The sequence below is a fragment of the Gilvibacter sediminis genome, assembly GCF_028561565.1.
GTDB classification, from domain to species: Bacteria; Bacteroidota; Bacteroidia; order Flavobacteriales; family Flavobacteriaceae; genus Gilvibacter; species Gilvibacter sediminis.
Window position 1 is genome coordinate 745,457 of the sequence record NZ_JAQQTE010000001.1, and the last position, 18,196, is coordinate 763,652.

The 18,196-nt window shown below is 44.1% G+C and carries 11 protein-coding genes; 9 read left to right on the forward strand and 2 right to left on the reverse strand.

The window, feature by feature from the left end; all coding sequences use genetic code 11:
• Positions 1-11 precede the first annotated feature (11 nt).
• Complete coding sequence (locus POW22_RS03390) at positions 12-2,240, reverse strand: TonB-dependent receptor (protein WP_272831194.1); 2,229 nt, start codon at positions 2,238-2,240, stop codon at positions 12-14.
• Between the two features lie 142 nt (positions 2,241-2,382).
• On the opposite strand from POW22_RS03390, the gene uvrC reads away from it, so the two are divergent.
• The 9 genes from uvrC (at position 2,383) to POW22_RS03435 (ending at position 16,205) form a co-directional block, all read left to right on the forward strand.
• A complete protein-coding gene (gene uvrC / locus POW22_RS03395) occupies positions 2,383-4,179 on the forward strand; it encodes an excinuclease ABC subunit UvrC (protein ID WP_272831195.1) in 1,797 nt (598 codons plus the stop codon).
• Positions 4,180-4,218: 39 nt separating this feature from the next.
• Positions 4,219-6,408: a patatin-like phospholipase family protein gene (locus POW22_RS03400; RefSeq protein ID WP_336407699.1), complete on the forward strand. Its 2,190-nt coding sequence runs from the start codon at positions 4,219-4,221 to the stop codon at positions 6,406-6,408.
• A 353-nt stretch (positions 6,409-6,761) separates the two neighbouring features.
• Positions 6,762-7,919 carry a homogentisate 1,2-dioxygenase gene (locus tag POW22_RS03405; protein WP_272831198.1) on the forward strand — a complete coding sequence of 386 codons (1,158 nt, stop codon included), beginning with the start codon at positions 6,762-6,764 and terminating at the stop codon, positions 7,917-7,919.
• A gap of 98 nt (positions 7,920-8,017) precedes the next feature.
• The gene (gene hppD, locus POW22_RS03410) at positions 8,018-9,157 is read left to right on the forward strand and encodes a 4-hydroxyphenylpyruvate dioxygenase (RefSeq protein WP_272831199.1); all 1,140 of its coding nucleotides are present in this window, start codon (positions 8,018-8,020) and stop codon (positions 9,155-9,157) included.
• A gap of 103 nt (positions 9,158-9,260) precedes the next feature.
• Positions 9,261-10,034: a DUF3108 domain-containing protein gene (locus POW22_RS03415; protein WP_272831201.1), complete on the forward strand. Its 774-nt coding sequence runs from the start codon at positions 9,261-9,263 to the stop codon at positions 10,032-10,034.
• A gap of 5 nt (positions 10,035-10,039) precedes the next feature.
• Positions 10,040-11,005, forward strand: a complete 966-nt coding sequence (locus tag POW22_RS03420; protein ID WP_272831203.1) for a tryptophan 2,3-dioxygenase family protein — start codon at positions 10,040-10,042, stop codon at positions 11,003-11,005.
• A complete protein-coding gene (locus POW22_RS03425; protein WP_272831204.1) occupies positions 11,002-12,225 on the forward strand; it encodes a peptidoglycan DD-metalloendopeptidase family protein in 1,224 nt (407 codons plus the stop codon). The genes POW22_RS03420 and POW22_RS03425 overlap by 4 nt, the downstream gene beginning before the upstream one ends.
• A 173-nt stretch (positions 12,226-12,398) precedes the next feature.
• On the forward strand, positions 12,399-15,647 hold the full coding sequence (locus POW22_RS03430; protein WP_272831206.1) for a TonB-dependent receptor: 3,249 nt from the start codon (positions 12,399-12,401) through the stop codon (positions 15,645-15,647).
• 114 nt (positions 15,648-15,761) lie between these two features.
• Entirely contained in the window at positions 15,762-16,205 is a 444-nt protein-coding gene (locus POW22_RS03435; RefSeq protein WP_272831207.1) for a hypothetical protein, read from the forward strand.
• A gap of 873 nt (positions 16,206-17,078) precedes the next feature.
• Here POW22_RS03435 and POW22_RS03440 read toward each other — a convergent pair.
• Complete coding sequence (locus tag POW22_RS03440) at positions 17,079-18,125, reverse strand: endonuclease/exonuclease/phosphatase family protein (RefSeq protein ID WP_473087788.1); 1,047 nt, start codon at positions 18,123-18,125, stop codon at positions 17,079-17,081.
• Between the last annotated feature and the right edge of the window lie 71 nt (positions 18,126-18,196).

Below are 18,196 nucleotides of genomic sequence, written 5' to 3' on the forward strand. Positions count from 1 at the left end.
TTAGCGTCACATTAGAAACTATAGGTGATCTGTCCGCGGATAAAACGAGGCGTTCCCGGGGTAAAGTGGATCTCTTCCACAGGTACAGCTTCATTCTGTAAACGGCTGTTAGTGGCAAACTGTGTTTCTTCCCATTCGGTGTCAAAAATATTCTCAACCGAGATACCAAAGCGCCAATTGCCAACGCTGTAAGCGATGTTCGCATCCGTAATAAAATATCCAGCTGCGACAATGGAATTGTCTTCATTAGCGGGTCTGTCGTCTATAAAACGATAGCGCAATCCACCACTGAAACCATTGGTGAGATCAACAGTGGCACTTCCTGTTGCAGTCCAAGAAGGCGCTAAAGGAATACGGTCTTCCCCAGATGGAGCTTCCAGACTACGTGCATAAGCGTAATTGAGGTCTTGTTGCAAATACAACCAAGGTGTAGGTTGATAGCGCAAGCCCAGATCGAATCCTAAACGTCTAGTCTCTCCGCTGGGTTCCACCACAGCCTCATCGCCCACGTAAACAAATTCTTGTTCCAGATACAAATGCCAAAGTGCAAAGTTCACAAACAGTTTTTCACTGGGTTTAAAGTTGAGCCCAAGGTCTGTTCCAAAGGCTTTGGGTAAAGTACTGTCAACTGCTCCGGGCGTGACCGAAACTCGCGAATCATTGGAATGAAAGCCCAACCCGTTCTTTAAATAGAATTGCAACTCGCTTTTAGGCTGATAGAAGAGGTTGAATTTTGGACTCAGGCGCAAAGTCGTTGCCGTTTGATTGCTAAAGGTTGGAGACAGTCTGTCTGTGTAGTCAAACTGAAAACCGTCCAAGCGCAGCCCCGGATTAAAGCGCCATTTGCCGAGGGTTATATTTGCTGAGGCAAAGAGGAATCCGTGGGTTTGATCCACGTCTCCAAAAGCCAATTGTTCCAAGGTTTCTTTGCGATTTTTGGTGCGTGACAGTTCCAGATCGTCTACATTATCATAACGCAATCCGGCTCCAATTTGATACTTCACGACTTGTTGACCGAAGTTGAATTTATGATCTAAAGTGGTTTGAAATCCCATAAGTTCTCGGTCTTCAAACTGTCTGATCTGATCTCCATCCACCGGATTTTCCAAAAAGAAGGTAAAATTGGAGAACAACTCAAAATCATAACGGGAATAGTAAAGTGTTGAGTTCAGTTTACCTCCGTTATTGAGGCGTTTAAAATGATTGAACACTAAGTTAGATCGGGAGGTATTTCCACCTTCCGTATCGTCTATAGCACCAAAGCGATCAATCTGCCCGCTGCGCACGGCTCGCCATGGAATTTGCCCGGAAGCCGTCCATTTACTGCTAAAGTGAGAGGCAGTGATTTCAAGTTTTTCTTCATTGCTGATTCGGGTATTGAATTTGGTAAAGAGGTTTACGCGGTTAAAGTTCTGCGGACTGATAAATGGCCCGTCAAAAGCGTTGAAGGATCCTGCCGCATAGGCTTGGGTCTTGTCTTCATCTAAAAGTTTAAAAAGCCCTACTGTCCTGAAAGAGGCAAAGTCTCCGTAGCTCACGCTAATGCTGCTGCGATCAATTCTGTCTTTGGTATTGAAGGCCACATAACCCGCAGTAGTAAAATCTCCGCGATGGGCCTCATAAGGTCCTTTCCCAAAGTCTATATTGCTCAAGGTCTCTGGGATCACAAAATGCAAATCGCTATAGCCTTGCCCATGGGCGTGAGAGACCATATTTACAGGAAGCCCGTCCACGCTCAAGTTTATATCTGTTCCGTGATCAATGTCAAAGCCTCGCAAGAAGATCTGCTCGGCTTTTCCGCCTCCTGCGTGTTGGCCAATGAATAGTCCAGGTACTCTTTGTAAAAGCTTTTGGGAGGATTGTTCCGGATTGAGTTTAAGATCTACATCTACCATTTGTACATCAAGGGGAACCCCTGGACTGATCACAATTTGGTCCAAAGAAAGGCGGGAAGCTTCCAGCACCCATAGATTGTTTGGTTTTTGATTGAAATCCGCAGCGGTAAAGCTCAAGGTCTCGTAACCTATGTGCGAAAATTGAATGGTATCCGTTTGCTTGAACTCGGAGAGTTCAAAGTAACCGTTGGCATCGGTATGGGTATGGGTGTTGTTGGTAGTATTGATCACCACCACATCTTGCAGGGGTGTTGCAGATGCATCTTGGATGGTTCCGCTGAGGTTCTGTGCTGTAAGGCTAAATCCCATCAGCAAAAAAGAAAAAAGCAATAGTTTGTTGCGCATGGCAAAGATTTTTGTCGGTTCTATTTTAGATACGCAAGCACAGCCACCTTGGATTTTGAAAAGGGCTGTTTTTTGAAAATGGAGGTAAAAACTCTGCAGCAATGACACCAGCAATATTGCAGACATCCTGTATCTTTGGGTTATGGATCAGGCTTCTGTAAAACTTCAAATTTCTACTCTTCCCGATGCTCCAGGCGTGTATCAATACTATGATGAGGCGGGCAAGTTGCTCTATGTGGGGAAGGCGAAGAATTTAAAGAAGCGGGTCTCTTCTTATTTTACCAAACAGCACGACAACGGCCGGATTCGGGTGATGGTCAAAAAGATCGTCAAGATCAAACACATTGTGGTGGAGACCGAAAGCGATGCTTTGCTCTTGGAGAATAATTTGATCAAGAATCAGCAGCCGCGCTACAATGTGTTACTCAAAGACGACAAGACCTATCCCTGGATCTGTATTAAAAAGGAGCGTTTTCCGAGAGTGTTTCCAACGCGGCGGGTGATTAAAGATGGTTCCGAGTACTTTGGTCCGTACACCAGTATGAAGACCGTGCATACCCTTTTAGATCTGATTCGAGGCTTATATCCGTTGCGCAATTGCAATTACGATCTGGCCCAAAGCAAGATCGATGCAGGCAAATACAAAGTCTGTCTGGAATTTCACTTGGGCAATTGTTTGGGGCCTTGCGAGAACAAGTATTCAGAAGATCAATACAATCAGAATATCGATGCCATCCGCCAGATCATCAAAGGAAACTTTAAAGATTCCATTGGTCGCTTCAAGCAACAAATGAAAGATCACGCTGCTGCCATGGAATTTGAGGACGCCCAACGGATCAAAGAGAAACTCACCGTTTTAGAGAATTATCAGGCCAAATCGACCATAGTCAATCCAAAGATCAACAATGTGGATGTGTGTTCCATTGTTTCTGATGAGAGCTACGGTTATGTGAACTTTTTACAGCTTTCTTACGGTTCTATTGTGCGTTCGCATACCTTGGAGATGAAAAAGAAATTGGATGAATCTGATGAAGAACTGCTGAGTTTGGCCGTGGTAGAAATGCGACGGCGTTTTGATTCCCAGAGTAAGGAGATCTATTTGCCTTTTAAGTTAGATTTAGGAGACGACATCAAGGTGCATGTTCCAAAGATGGGTGATAAGAAACATATATTGGATCTGTCAATCCGCAATGCGAAGTATTATCGCATGGAGCGCTTTAAGCAGACCAAGATCACAGATCCGAACCGTCATGAGAATCGTATCATGGCTCAAATGAAAAAGGACTTACGCCTTTCAGTAGAGCCTCGACACATTGAGTGTTTTGACAATTCAAATATTCAAGGGACCAATCCGGTGGCGGCCTGTGTGGTCTTTAAAAATGGAAAGCCTAGCAAACGTGATTACCGCAAATTCAACATCAAGACCGTGGTAGGTCCAGATGATTTTGCCTCCATGGAAGAGGTGGTGTATAGGCGTTATAAACGTCTGTTAGAGGAAGAGCAACCTTTGCCACAGCTCATTATCATTGATGGGGGAAAAGGCCAGTTGTCATCGGCATTAAAAGCGCTTGAGGCTTTGGATTTACGTGGGAAGATCGCCATTGTAGGTATTGCCAAGCGTTTGGAGGAATTGTTCTTTCCAGACGACCCGATACCCTTGTATTTGGACAAGAAGTCAGAGACACTTCGCATTATACAACAGCTCAGAAATGAGGCCCACCGATTTGGAATCACCTTTCACCGCGACAAGCGTAGCAAAGAGGCTTTAGAGACAGAATTAGAGACCATTCCGGGTATTGGTGAGAAAACCGTGATCACCTTATTGCAACATTTTAAAAGCGCAAAGCGGGTTCGCAACGCAACCTTTGAAGAATTGGAGCAACTTGTAGGTGTGAGCAAGGCAAGTTTGATTGCTCGACATTTTAATATCACCCCCTAGATCATGCAACTGCGCGCTTTTTTTCTCCTTTTTATTTTTTTGCTGAGTGGCATTCTCAATGCACAAGATCAATCGCAGGACCTTAAAGTAGGCTTGGTATTGAGCGGTGGTGGCGCCAAGGGTTTGGCGCATATTGGAGCGCTCAAAGTTATTGAAGAATCGGGTATTCGCATTGATTATATAGGCGGCACAAGTATGGGGGCTATTATTGGTGGACTCTATGCTGCGGGCTATTCGGCTACGCAGTTGGATTCCATTTTTAGAGCGCAGGACTTTGATAAGCTCATTCAAGATGAATTACCGCGAGACGCACGAACCTTTTATGAGAAGGCCGATGCCGAGAAATATGCCATAACCCTTCCGTTTGATGGATTTAAAGTAGGTGTGCCCGCCTCTTTTTCTAAAGGGCAGAACGTATACAATTTACTTTGGCAGCTCACCCAACATTTAAGCGGCGAAGTAGATTTTACCCAAATGCCCATTCCCTTTTTCTGTATGGCTACAGATGTTGAATTGGGAACTCAGGTCATGTTGGAATCGGGTTATTTGCCGCGAGCTTTGACCGCCAGTGGCGCTTTACCTTCCTTGTTTAGCCCGGTAGAATTGGACGGGCGCGTTTTGATAGACGGAGGAGTGATCAACAACTATCCTGTAGATGAGTTGCGCGCCAAAGGCATGGACGTGATCATTGGGATCGATGTGCAAGATGAACTCCGTGACCGAGAGCAGTTGGCCTCGGGATTGGATGTTTTGGTACAGATCAACAACTTCAGGACCATTCAGGCCATGGATACCAAGATTCCAAAGACAGACATTTACATCAATCCGGCCATTGATAATTTTACGGTGGTCTCTTTTGATCAAGGCGATGCCATTGTTCAATCGGGGATTGATGCCGCGCTGCAACAGTTGGATGCCATGAAGGAATTGGCTGCTAAGCAGCAAAATCGACCTCAGGAATATAAAGTAAATCGACCCTCAGAAACATTAAAGATCAACCGCGTGGACATTAGCGGGAATGAAAAATACACCCGCTCCTATGTTTTAGGGAAATTGCGACTAAAATCTCCATCGGAGACCAGTTTTGCACGTTTTAGTGATGGGGTAAAAAACTTGATGGCTACGGGGAACTTTCAGGCCATTGATTACGATTTTAATAAAACTGCAGACGACTCCACTCAGGTTTCCATCACCCTTAAAGAAAGTAAAAGCCGTATGCTCTTGCGTTTGGGCGCTCATTACGACAACCTCTACAAGAGTGCCGCGCTGGTCAATATGACCTTTAAGCGGGTATTGACCAATAATGATATTGTTTCCTTAGACCTGATTGCCGGAGATAATATCCGCTACAATTTTGACTATTATGTGGACAAAGGGTACTACTGGAGTATTGGATTGCGGTCTTATTTGAACGAATTTGAGACCAATGTGCCTCAAGAGTTGTTTTTAGGCGATGTTATTGACCCAGGACCTTTGAACGAGCTGGCCTTAGAGTACTTTGAGTGGACCAATCAAGTCTATGTGCAAACCCTTATTAGTAATGCTTTTGCCTTTGGGGTTGGGGTGGAACACAAGCGCTTCAATCAGTTTAGTGACACTTTTGGACTCACTCCAGGGGAATCCCGCACCTATTTTGACGAGACCGATTACGGCAGTTTGTTGGGCTTTTTGAAGTACGATACACGAGACGATGTTTACTTCCCGACCAAAGGATTCTTCTTTGAAGGCCAAATGAATGTGTATCTCACCGCCTCAGGCAGGAACGACCGCTTCAATGAGTTTTCTATTGCTAAAGCTCGTTTGGGTGGCGCCAAGCGTTTTGGAGATTTCACCGTCTTTGTGGGTACAGAAGGCGGCTTTAAAATTGGAGATGATTCTACCCGCACCTTTGACTTCTTTTTAGGCGGATACGGTTTTAGGCAAACCGGGAACTTGATGCCTTTTGTTGGCTTAGAACCTTTGAGTTTTAGAGGAGATACTTATTTAAAGGCAGACCTGCGCTTAGACTATGAGATCTTTACAAAGAACCACCTTTTTGGCATGGTCAATATTGCCAATATCGGCAACAATCTCTTTACCAATAACCAGTGGATTGACGGGATTGATTATTCCGGATACGGACTGGGTTATGGTTTTGAAACCTTTGCCGGACCGCTCCAACTCATCTACAGTTATTCTCCAGAGGTGGCGGAAAGCAATTGGTATGTCTCACTCGGCTTCTGGTTTTGATAACCTGAATTGAACAGTAGAAGATCTGTTGCGTTTTTAATTACTTCAAAAGCAAACACTGCGTTTTACTTTTCAATTTCAACGTAGCGCTGCTATGCTGAAATTGAGGCAGCAATTGCTTTTTTTGTACTTTAAATCCTCACTACGACATTCTACCGCCCTATTCAGGTTGTATTATTAAGTTAGACTACTGATCGCACGCATATTTTTTCGATATTTGTGTAATGGCATTCAAACGCAATAACAGGCTGTTTTTTAAGCTACGAGACAGACTCAAGCGCAATCCGGAGTAAGGAATTGTACGGCCCGCAGGAGTAAAGCCTGACTATTTACTAACGTAACAATTCAAACAGATGCCTTTTTATCATTCTTTAGGGAAGATCCCACCTAAGCGACACACCCAGTTTCGCAAACCAGACGGCACGCTTTATGCCGAACAGCTCTTTGGTACCATTGGCTTTGACGGAATGTCCAGCAATTTGTACCACGAGCACCGACCGACTCAGGTCAAATCTATTGACAAACAATACAGCGTTGCCCCAAAAGTGGCGCGCGAGAACAATATGCAATCCTTGCGTTTACACGGATTCAAGGTGCCTCCTACGGCAGACTATTTAGAAAGCCGTAAGATCATCTTGACCAATAGCGATTGCAACATCATCTTAGCGGCTCCAACAGAGTCTCAAAAAGACTATTTCTACAAGAACACCGATGCCGATGAACTGATCTTCATCCACAGGGGAAGCGGAAAGCTGCGCACCCATATGGGGAACTTGGATTTTAAATACGGAGATTATCTGCTCGTACCGCGTGGAATCATTTACAAAATCGAGTTTGATACTGATGACAACCGCCTGTTCATTGTAGAATCATACCGCCCAATTTACACGCCCAAGCGCTATCGCAATTGGTTTGGACAACTTTTGGAACATTCTCCTTTCTGTGAGCGCGACCTCCGCCGCCCGCAGGAGTTGGAAACACACGACGAGAAAGGCGATTTCTTGATCAAGATCAAAAAGCAAGATGACATCTTTGATATGGTCTATGCCACGCATCCTTTTGATGTGGTAGGTTATGACGGATACAACTATCCGTACGCCTTTTCCATTCACGATTTTGAACCCATAACGGGACGCATCCACCAGCCACCACCAGTGCATCAGACCTTTGAGACGGACGCTTTTGTGGTGTGTTCCTTTGTACCGAGACTTTACGACTACCATCCGCAGAGCATACCAGCACCTTACAATCACAGTAATATAGACAGTGATGAGGTGCTCTATTATGTAGATGGCGATTTTATGAGCCGAAACGATATTGATGCCGGTCATATCTCTTTGCACCCCGCCGGAATTCCTCACGGACCGCATCCTGGGGCAACAGAGCGCAGCATTGGACAAGTTAAAACGGATGAGTTGGCCGTAATGGTAGATACCTTTAAACCGTTAAAGGTGACTGAAGAAGCCATGAAGATCGCAGATAACGATTATTTCAAGTCATGGCTGGAGTAAGACATAAAAACATACTGTCTACACATTGTAGGGCGATGTGGTAAGGAATGCTTTTTCTTATCAAGCCTTTATTTACATCACCCTTAAAACTAAAAACAATGATTACAGATAATACATCACAAGCTTTAGAGAAAATTGTTCCTCAAGCCGATGACTTTTTACCACTATTAGGAACCGATTTTGTAGAACTCTATGTAGGTAACGCCAAGCAGGCCGCCTTTTATTACGAGCACGCCTGGGGTTTTACTCCAATTGCCTACAGCGGCTTAGAAACTGGAAACAAAGACACGGTGTCTTATGTTTTGCAACAAGATAAAATTCGATTGGTACTCACCTCACCTTTAAAACCGGGAGGTCCGATCAACCAACACATCAATGATCACGGAGATGGAGTAAAGGTTGTGGCCCTTTGGGTAGACGATGCCAAAAAGAGTTTTGAAGAAACGGTGAAGCGCGGTGCAGAACCTTATATGGAACCTACCACCAGAGAAGATGCCAACGGAAAAGTGGTGCTTTCTGGTATTCATACTTATGGAGAGACCGTTCACGTTTTTGTAGAACGTTCTGCCTATGACGGACCTTTCTTGCCTGGGTATAAGGCTTGGGATAAGCCCGTAAATGCTAAGAATGTTGGGCTCAAGTATATTGACCACATGGTAGGAAATGTAGGTTGGAACGAGATGAACAAATGGTGTGAATTCTACGCCAAAGTGATGGGCTTTGCTCAATTAGTCTCCTTTGATGACAACGACATCTCTACAGAATATACCGCCTTGATGAGTAAGGTGATGTCTAACGGTAATGGGCGCATTAAATTCCCGATCAATGAACCAGCCGAGGGTCGTAAGAAATCTCAGATTGAAGAATATATTGATTTCTACAACGGTGCCGGAGTACAGCATATCGCCGTGGCCACAGATAATATTATTGAAACTGTGGGGCAATTGCGTGACAATGGAGTAGAATTCCTCTACGTGCCAGAGACCTATTACGATACCGTTTTGGACCGTGTGGGTGAGATTGATGAAGATCTGGAACCGCTTAAGGAATTAGGTGTTCTTATTGACAGAGATGATGAGGGTTATTTACTGCAGATCTTTACTAAGCCCGTTTTGGACCGCCCAACGATGTTCTTTGAGATCATTCAGCGCAAAGGCGCCCAATCCTTTGGAAAAGGAAATTTCAAAGCGCTCTTTGAGGCAATTGAACGTGAACAAGAAGCCCGTGGAACCTTATAAAAAAGCTAAATAATAGTTAAAGGCGGGCTTGCTATCCGCCTTTTTCCTACTTTTTGGAATGGAACTTGTACTCCCCCTATAAAACACATAATGCCCACCTACTATGAAACGCATATTAACCCTTGTCTTACTGCTTGCTGTAAGCGCTAGTATAGCCCAGTCTAAAAAGGCTTATGGCGATGGCGAATGGTTCCGTTTTAGGATACATTACGGCCTAATCACTGCTGGTTACGCTACCCTCGAAGTTGACCAGGAAACCTTGAATGGCAAATCTGTTTATCATGTAAAAGGAGAAGGGCGCACTACAGGAGTCACTAGACTGTTCTTCAACGTGGAAGATTATTACGAATCCTATATCGATACCGATAAGGACATACCTTATCGTTTTATTAGAAAGATCGATGAAGGCGGACACACCAAGGACATTCAGATCGATTTTGATCACGAGACCAATCAGGCGTTGGTTTTCAATAAAAAGCACAACAATAAAGAGACTTTGAGTTTTCCAAAGGATGCTCAAGATATGGTGTCTGCTTTCTACTATTTGCGCAACCGTTTGGATGTGTCCAATATGCAGGAAGGCGATGTAACCGAGATGAATATGTTCTTTGATAAGGAGAACTATAAATTCCGCTTGAAGTTTTTGTATAGAGAAACGCTCAAAACTAAATTTGGGAAGGTGCCGTGTATGGTCTTTAGGCCGTATGTGCAAGCGGGACGTGTTTTTAAAGAGAAGGAAAGTCTCACCGTTTGGGTCTCCGATGATGACAATCGTATTCCGGTGCGCATAAAGGCGAGCTTGGCTGTGGGGAACCTCAAAGCCGATCTTGTGGAATTCAAGGGGTTAAAACACTCCTTTAAACTAGAAGTAGATTAGCGTCTATGGATCAAGAACTAAACAACCAACTCCAGAAATTAGAAGAAAAGTTTAAAAACTCCGGACAGGACATGAAATCCTATCTGGACGGTTTGCTTTACGACCGCTACCTAACCTATTGGGATTATATTCATTTAGACACTTTATTGAGTTTACAGATTCCGCGGACGTATTTCCCGGACGAGGAGATCTTTATTGGTTATCACCAGATCACCGAACTCTACTTTAAGCTTATCATTCACGAGCAGAAGCAGATCATAGACGACAAGCTTCAGCAAGCGGAATTCTTCACTAAAAAGTTAGAACGTATCAACAGATACTTTAGGATCTTGATCGATTCTTTTGATGTCATGATCCGTGGGATGGAAAAGGAGCAATTCTTAAAATTCCGCATGTCACTTTTGCCTGCAAGCGGATTTCAATCGGCCCAATACCGCATGATCGAATTCTACAGTACGCCTATGGAAAATTTGGTTCATGTATCGGTTCGAGAGCACTATTCAGAAGCAGATTCCATAGAAGATATGTATGAACAGATCTACTGGAAACGCGGTGCGACCGATATAGAAACTCAAAACAAGACCCTTACTTTAAAGCAGTTTGAGTTTCGCTATACCCCGCGATTTATTCGAATCATGAATGAGGTCAAAGGCCAGACCTTATATCACAAATATTTGGCCTTACCAAAGAACGAAAAAAATAACCCAGCCCTGATAAACGAATTGCGAAAATTTGACGTTAACGCTAATGTCAATTGGTTGCTTATGCATATGGGTGCTGCCTTTAGGTATCTGCACAAGGAGGGCAAAACGGTCTTGGCAACCGGAGGAACCAATTGGAAAGATTTTCTTCCACCAAGTTTTCAGAAAATCCATTATTTTCCCAATCTTTGGACTCCCGAAGAGAAGGAGAATTGGGGGCGTGAGTGGGTGACTCATGCTTATAACAGCGCAAAAACCAAACAACATTGAAAAGATTATTGTGGCTAAGCGCAGTACTTGCACTGTGCTGGGCTTGTGAAAAGGAGAAACCAGTAGAAGAAGTTGCCACCATTATCGAGGCCCCTGTGATAGAAGAGGCCTACGGATTTATTCTCAACGATTTTAACGTAGTACGCGATACGGTTCGCAACGGCGATACCTTTGGCGTGATCATGGACAATCACCATGTTCCTGCTGCTCAGGTCTACAGCGCTGTAGAAGCCGTTAAGGACAGTTTTGACGTGCGCCGAATTAACGTGGGTAAACCTTATGTAGGTCTAAATTCTAAGGACAGCCTAAATACCGCTCAAGTTTTCATCTATGAAAACAGTAAAATTGAATACACTGTAGTTGATCTGCGCGACACTATTGCTAAGGCCTATCACGGCCGCAAACCGATCACCCTTGTTGAGAAAACAGCCTTTGGCGTGATCAACAGTTCGCTGTCTGAGGCTTTGGACGAGGTAGGCGTTAGCCCTGTGATGACCGATAAACTCGCCAGCATCTACGCCTGGACCATTAACTTCTTTGCACTTCAAAAAGGAGATCGATTTAAGGTGGTCTATACGGAACGCTTTATCAATGATTCCATTCCTGCGGGAATTGATGAGGTCAAAGCCGCTTATTTTGAACACAAGGGAACTCCGCTACTCGCTTTTAGCTTTGTGGAGAATGAAGATCTCGGCTTGGATTATTATGATGAAGAGGCCAACAACCTGCGCCGGGCATTCTTAAAGTCGCCCATCCGATTCAACTACAGACTTTCCAGCCGATACAACCTAAAGCGACGCATTGCCTATTACGGTTATAAAGTGCGTCCACACCGCGGGACCGACTTTGCAGCGGCAGTAGGGACTCCCATCATCGCTACAGCGGACGGAACGGTTACCGAGTCAACTAGACGCGGGGGTAATGGGAAGTACGTAAAGATCAAACACAACAGTACCTATTCTACGCAATACCTCCACATGAAAGCCCAAAATGTCAAGGTCGGGGATTTTGTAAGACAAGGCGACGTTATTGGTTGGGTTGGAATGACCGGAAATACTGGAGGGCCTCACGTTTGCTATCGTTTTTGGAAAAACGGGGAGCAAGTAGATCCTTTTTTACAAGATTTGCCAGCCTCTAAGCCCTTGGCAGACTCCCTTAGACCTCAATACTTCGAATACATCAAGCCTTTAAAGGAAAAACTTGATTGTATAATTTTTTAGGAAATTCTTAAAAAACGGTTAATAATTATCTGATAGTTAATGATTTCTGTCAGATTTTCAACGGTATTATGCCGTATCTTAAGAAAGTATCAAAAAGTGCTTATTTAACCTTAAGGTAATGTTAAAAGTGCGCACTTAGTAATACTTTTGTACCAATCAAAATTAACTGTTTTATGAGAAAAATTACTTTCTATTTAACCGTGGCTTGTTTGTTGCTCGGCGCAAGTGCATTTGCGCAAGGGGTAACTACAGGGGGCATGAACGGTCGTGTCCTTGACACCAATGCCGAACCTCTGTTTGGGGCGAATGTGGTTGCTGTCCACACTCCCACAGGGACAACTTATGGTGCGATAACCGATTATGACGGTTTTTATCGTATCTCTAACATGAGAGCAGGTGGTCCTTACACTGTGACTATCTCTTACGTAGGATTTGAAGACTTCACCAGAAACGGAGTGTTCTTGCAACTAGGTAACTCGCAAAAAATCAGTGTAAACCTTGCTGAATCTGCTTCTGCACTTGACGAGGTTGTGATCGTTGCACAGCGAAACAATGTTTTCGATTCCAAGAAAACAGGAACGCAAACCACAGTAACCTCTAGGGATATTGCAACACTACCTGCGGTTACTCGTTCTATCGCTGACTTTGCACGTATTACTCCGCAAGCACAGCTTACGGAAGGTAACGACGGATTCTCTATCTCTCTTGCAGGTCAGAACAACCGTTACAACGCTATCTATATTGATGGTGCTGTAAACAATGACGTTTTTGGTCTTGCAGGATCAGGTACTAACGGTGGACAGACTGGTGTTAACCCATTCTCTGTGGATGCGGTTGAATCTTTCCAGATCAACATTGCGCCGTTTGATGTACGTCAATCTGGTTTCTCCGGAGGTTCCATCAACGCCATTACGCGTTCTGGTACCAATGAAGTTCAGGGATCTGCTTACTTCTATCTACGTAACCAAAGCCTAGCTGGAAAAACTCCAACAGGTCTAGTAGATGAAGGTGAAGCTCGCGAAAGCCTTGACGATTTCTCTGCTCAGCTTTACGGAGTTCGTGTTGGAGGTCCAATCATCAAGGACAAATTGTTCTACTTCATCAACTATGAGCGTCAGGACGAGGAAACTCCTCAGCCATTTAACTTCAGCCAGTATGAAGGACGTTCTTCTTTGGAAGACTTGAACGGTTTGGTGAACTTCTTGCGTTCTACTTACGGGTATGACCCAGGAATCTTTGACGCTAACACGCGTACCTTGACTTCTGATAAGGTAACTGCTAAGTTAGACTACAACTTGAACAACGCTAACAAGTTTACCCTACGTCACTCTTACGTAAAGGCAGACAACTTGGAAGCGCGTAACTCAAACCCATTCCGTATCGGATTCATCAACGGTTCTGAGGAGTTCATTACTACGACTAACTCTACTGCTTTTGAGTGGCGTTATTCTGGAACCAACGTAGCTAACAACTTGGTAATTGGTTATACTACAGTGCGTGATGACCGTGATCCTTCTGGTAATCCATTCCCAACTGTAGACATTCAGGATGGAAACGGAACTATCTCTTTTGGATCTGAGCCATTCTCTACTGCGAACTTGTTGAACACGGATGTATTTACCATCAACAACAACTTCGAGATCTATTCAGGGCGTCACACCATTACCTTGGGTGCGAACTTTGAATACGCTAAAGTGAAGAACTTGTTCTTCGCCTTTAACTTTGGTGACTATACTTTTGAAGACGAGTTTGATGACAACGGAGTGCTTATCTCTAGTGGATTGGAGCGCTTCTTGACGGGTCAACAAGCAGACGTTTACCAGCACGGATATTCCCTGTTGGGTAACGGTGCTGTAGGTGATGAGTCTGCTGGTGCTGCAGAATTCTCTGCTTCTCAGCTAGGATTCTACGCTCAAGATGATTTCCAAGCAACAGATGACTTGAAATTGACTTTCGGTCTACGTGTTGACATTCCTTACTGGGAAGATGGATTGGCTAATGATGACTTTAACAACCGTACTATTCCATTATTGGAAGCGGCTGGAAAAGATCTTCAAGGAGCTCGTGTAGGGCAGACCATTCGTGCAAACCCATTGTTTGCTCCACGTCTTGGATTCAACTGGGATGTGAACGGAGAGAGCAAGACTCAGGTTCGTGGTGGTTTAGGAGTATTTACTTCAAGACTTCCATTGGTATGGCCTGGAGGAACTTACAACAACAACGGTATCACCGGTGGATTTATGTTTGAGTTCGGTCAAGACTTTGAGCCAGACGTGAACAACCAGTTTGAAGATCCAGCTCCAGGTTCTGGAGGTGTTGGAGGAAACATTGACCTAATTGCCGAAAACTTCAAGTTACCACAGGTAATGAAGTACAACATTGCGGTAGATCAAAAACTTCCTTTCTGGGGGCTTATCGCTACAGCAGACTTCTTATATACTGACGTAATTAGTGACATCGAGTACCGTAACCTTAACCTTAAAGGCCCAACGGGTTCTTTAAATGGTGCGGACAACCGTCCAACATATGACCGTCGTGATGAGATTGACGATACGTATCAGCGTATCATCCTAGCTTCTAACACTACGCTAGGTCATGCTTATAACGTAACTGCAACTATCCGCAAGCCATTTGAGAATGGATTCCAAGGACAAGTATCTTGGTCTTATGGAGATTCCTTCAAAGTATTTGATGGAACTTCTTCTCAGAACTCTTCTCAGTGGAGAAACCGTCAGACTGTAAACGGAAAGAACAGAGACTTCATTGACACACGTTCTGATTTCTCTCTAGGACACCGTATTACTTCTAACGCTTCTTATGAGATCTCTTGGAATGACAACGTAAAGACCACTATTGGATTCTTCTACGAAGGTGTTCAAGGAAACCCATTCAGCTACACCTACCGTGAAGGACGTGACCTGTTGAATGACGACTCTCGTGACAACGCACTTATCTACGTTCCTGCTAACCAAGGTGAGATCAACCTAGTTGATCAATCTGCAGACGGAGGTCTTACAAGTGCTGAGCAGTGGGCCGCTCTTGATGCGTTCATTGAAGGTGATGACTACTTGCGTTCACGCAGAGGTCAGTACGCTGAGCGTAACGGAGACCGCGGACCATGGAGCCACGTTATTGACTTCAAACTGTTGCAAGACTTTAGCTTGAAGATCGGACAGACAAAGCACACCTTCCAGGCGTCTTTGGATATCTTCAACTTCACCAACTTGTTGAACAAAGACTGGGGTCAGCGTAACTTCGTCCCAGGAAACGTTGGATTGTTAACTACAGTAACTGCAGGACCAGATCCAGCCTTTACTTTCGATCCTACTCAGTTTGACGAAGGAGTTCGTGTAATTGATGACTTCGGATTGCAATCTTCAAGATGGCAAATGCAGCTTGGATTGCGTTACCTATTCAACTAAGCCGGATAGGTTAAGCAAAACAGCTTAAACAAATATTTAACCCTGCAGTAGAACTAAGTTCACTGCAGGGTTATTTTTTATGTCTTACCTTTGTGTAAACAACTTCAATAAACCATGTACACCACCGTTCAGTTTTTACATTCATATTGGGCCTATTTGGTCGTTCTTGTGGTCTTTTTAGCCACCTTCAACGCCTTACTCGGGTTTTTTAGCAAACGTGATTACGGCGCCAAGGACTTTAGAATTTCCCTTTTCGCTTTGATCGTTACTCACATTCAACTCTTGATCGGATTGGTGCTTTATTTTGTTTCTCCGCTAGGATTTAAATCCATTAGCGCTAATGGCATGGGAACCGTGATGAAAGACTCTGTATTGCGCTTAAATGCAGTGGAGCATCCAACGGTAATGTTGATCGTTGTCGCCTTAATCACAATCGGATATTCAAAACACAAAAAGAAATTGGTCTCCAGACCCAAGTTCAAGACTTTGATGATCTTTTACACCCTCGCGTTTATACTGCTATTGAGCCGTATTCCTTGGGGACAATGGTTTGATTAATCTTTTGGCGCATGCTGCTGCGCAGCACCGGGCTTTCCACACTACGTGGTAGTTTGTTGCAATCCCTTGCGCGTGAATTGCGCGTTAGTATTAAAAGATTTCTTTCCGCTTACGCGGGTGCTTCGCTTAAAAGCCCACTGGGCTTTTAATTTTGTTGTACAAAATATCGCTCACCAATTTTTTGCATTGCCCAAATTACTGAATGAACAATGTTCAGTGGACATTGTGATTGAAGTACCGCAAAAACTCTAGCCTCTCCCGAACATGATTTTTCTCGCTTGCATAACTTGGAATTTATGCAAGCTCAAAAACCGAATTGCTCGGCTAAAAACGGTCCATGGCTTCCCGTTTTCTTAACGCCTTACAATTACTATCAAGCGGTGCTGGCGGTATTATGATTTGTATTAATGCTTTTTTTGCCCCTTCTGCGTAACGTCTGTAGGTGAGCAAAGATCGGTAAGATAGTAGCAACTTAGTTGCTACTTCAGATTTTGCGAACGGTTTTACGCTTAGATTACAGTGAGTTAAGAAATCGAAGCGTAAAAACAGACTTTGAAGGGGCTAGTCCTTTTGGTCACTTTTGCGGCAATGGGAAAAGTGACATGAAAATGGTTTTCGGTACTCACCGAGAAAATCAAAGCCTCGCTCGAAGTCGCCGACTATATTTATAAAGTTTGTTTAATAATACCTAAACCTGCCTTCTCGCACGTTTATTTCTGCGATTGCGGTGATATCTTCCGTTTCTGGTAAAGAAGGTGACAAAGCCCCAAATAAGGCAAATGGCCCCAATGAGAAGAAAGATCTCTTTAGCTTCTGATGGAATATTCATACCAGTAAAGTACGAATTCTTTTATGAAAAGGAGCTAAGTTGCTCTAGTTCATCTCCTTAATCAAATAAACCAAAACAGGAAAGTGATCGGAATATCCACCGGTAAAACCTCCGTTGGCAAAAGAGCGGTACGGATAGCCTTTGTAGCGTCCTCTTGGGTTAGAGAGATAAGCTTTGTTGTAGATCTCCGCCTTGTAGTAGCGATAGCTGCTGTAGTCCTCTTCCAAAAGCGCATCAGACAAAATGATCTGATCAAAAAGATTCCAACCGTCGCGATACGCTAAAGTTCCAAGGCCTTTTTTGAACATGGCTGCCATTGGGTTGTACAATTCCTTTGGACCAACCTTGTCTTTATTGGCTTTGGCGCCCAGTGTTTTCTTGACGCTTTTGTTGGTTGGATCGTCATTGAGGTCACCCATAGTGATGATCTTCGCGTAAGGATCCGCACTGTGCAGGGAGTCAATAATACTTTTATTGAGTTCTGCAGCTTGCACACGCTTGTAGCGGCTACGCGCCTCTCCTCCAGAACGAGATGGCCAGTGGTTCACAATAACGTGGATCAAATCGCCATCAAGCATCCCAGAGACCACCAACTGATCACGCGTATAAACGCGCTTGTCACGATCTTCATTATCATAAATGATCAAAGGCTTGGCTTCGTAGTTGGTCGGAGTGAAAAGCGCTTTTTGGTACAAGAGCGCTACATCGATCCCACGACGGTCTGGAGAATCAAACTGAATGATCCCGTAATCATAAGGCAACAACTCGGGCTGGTTCACCAAGTCTTCCAATACCTTGCGATTTTCTGTTTCTGCCACCCCAATTAGTGCTGGAGCAGTTCCGGTCACGTCTCGGCCTACATCAGCAATAACCTTAGCCATATTGGCCAATTTAGCGGCGTATATTTCTTCGGTCCAGTGGTCGCGTCCATCTGGCGTACGGTCGTCATCATAAGTGATGGGGTCGTCTTCTGTATCAAAGAGGTTTTCTACGTTGTAAAACGCAATGGTATTAACCTTATATGATTTCTGTCCCTGAGCCAGCATCGCTGTGGTAATCAAGCAAATAAGTCCAAAAACAAGAGGTCTGATATTCATCGTAAGCTGCAATATTATATTTATGTAAAGGGCTAAACAAAAGCCGAGCCAAAAGTAGTTATTCT

Bases quoted from the DNA above. Each gene is read 5' to 3' on its own strand.
- POW22_RS03390 (WP_272831194.1), bottom strand. From the start codon at position 2,240: ATGCGCAACAAACTATTGCTTTTTTCTTTTTTGCTGATGGGATTTAGC.
- uvrC (WP_272831195.1), top strand. From the start codon at position 2,383: ATGGATCAGGCTTCTGTAAAACTTCAAATTTCTACTCTTCCCGATGCT.
- POW22_RS03405 (WP_272831198.1), top strand. From the start codon at position 6,762: ATGCCTTTTTATCATTCTTTAGGGAAGATCCCACCTAAGCGACACACC.
- hppD (WP_272831199.1), top strand. From the start codon at position 8,018: ATGATTACAGATAATACATCACAAGCTTTAGAGAAAATTGTTCCTCAA.
- POW22_RS03415 (WP_272831201.1), top strand. From the start codon at position 9,261: ATGAAACGCATATTAACCCTTGTCTTACTGCTTGCTGTAAGCGCTAGT.
- POW22_RS03420 (WP_272831203.1), top strand. From the start codon at position 10,040: ATGGATCAAGAACTAAACAACCAACTCCAGAAATTAGAAGAAAAGTTT.
- POW22_RS03430 (WP_272831206.1), top strand. From the start codon at position 12,399: ATGAGAAAAATTACTTTCTATTTAACCGTGGCTTGTTTGTTGCTCGGC.
- POW22_RS03435 (WP_272831207.1), top strand. From the start codon at position 15,762: ATGTACACCACCGTTCAGTTTTTACATTCATATTGGGCCTATTTGGTC.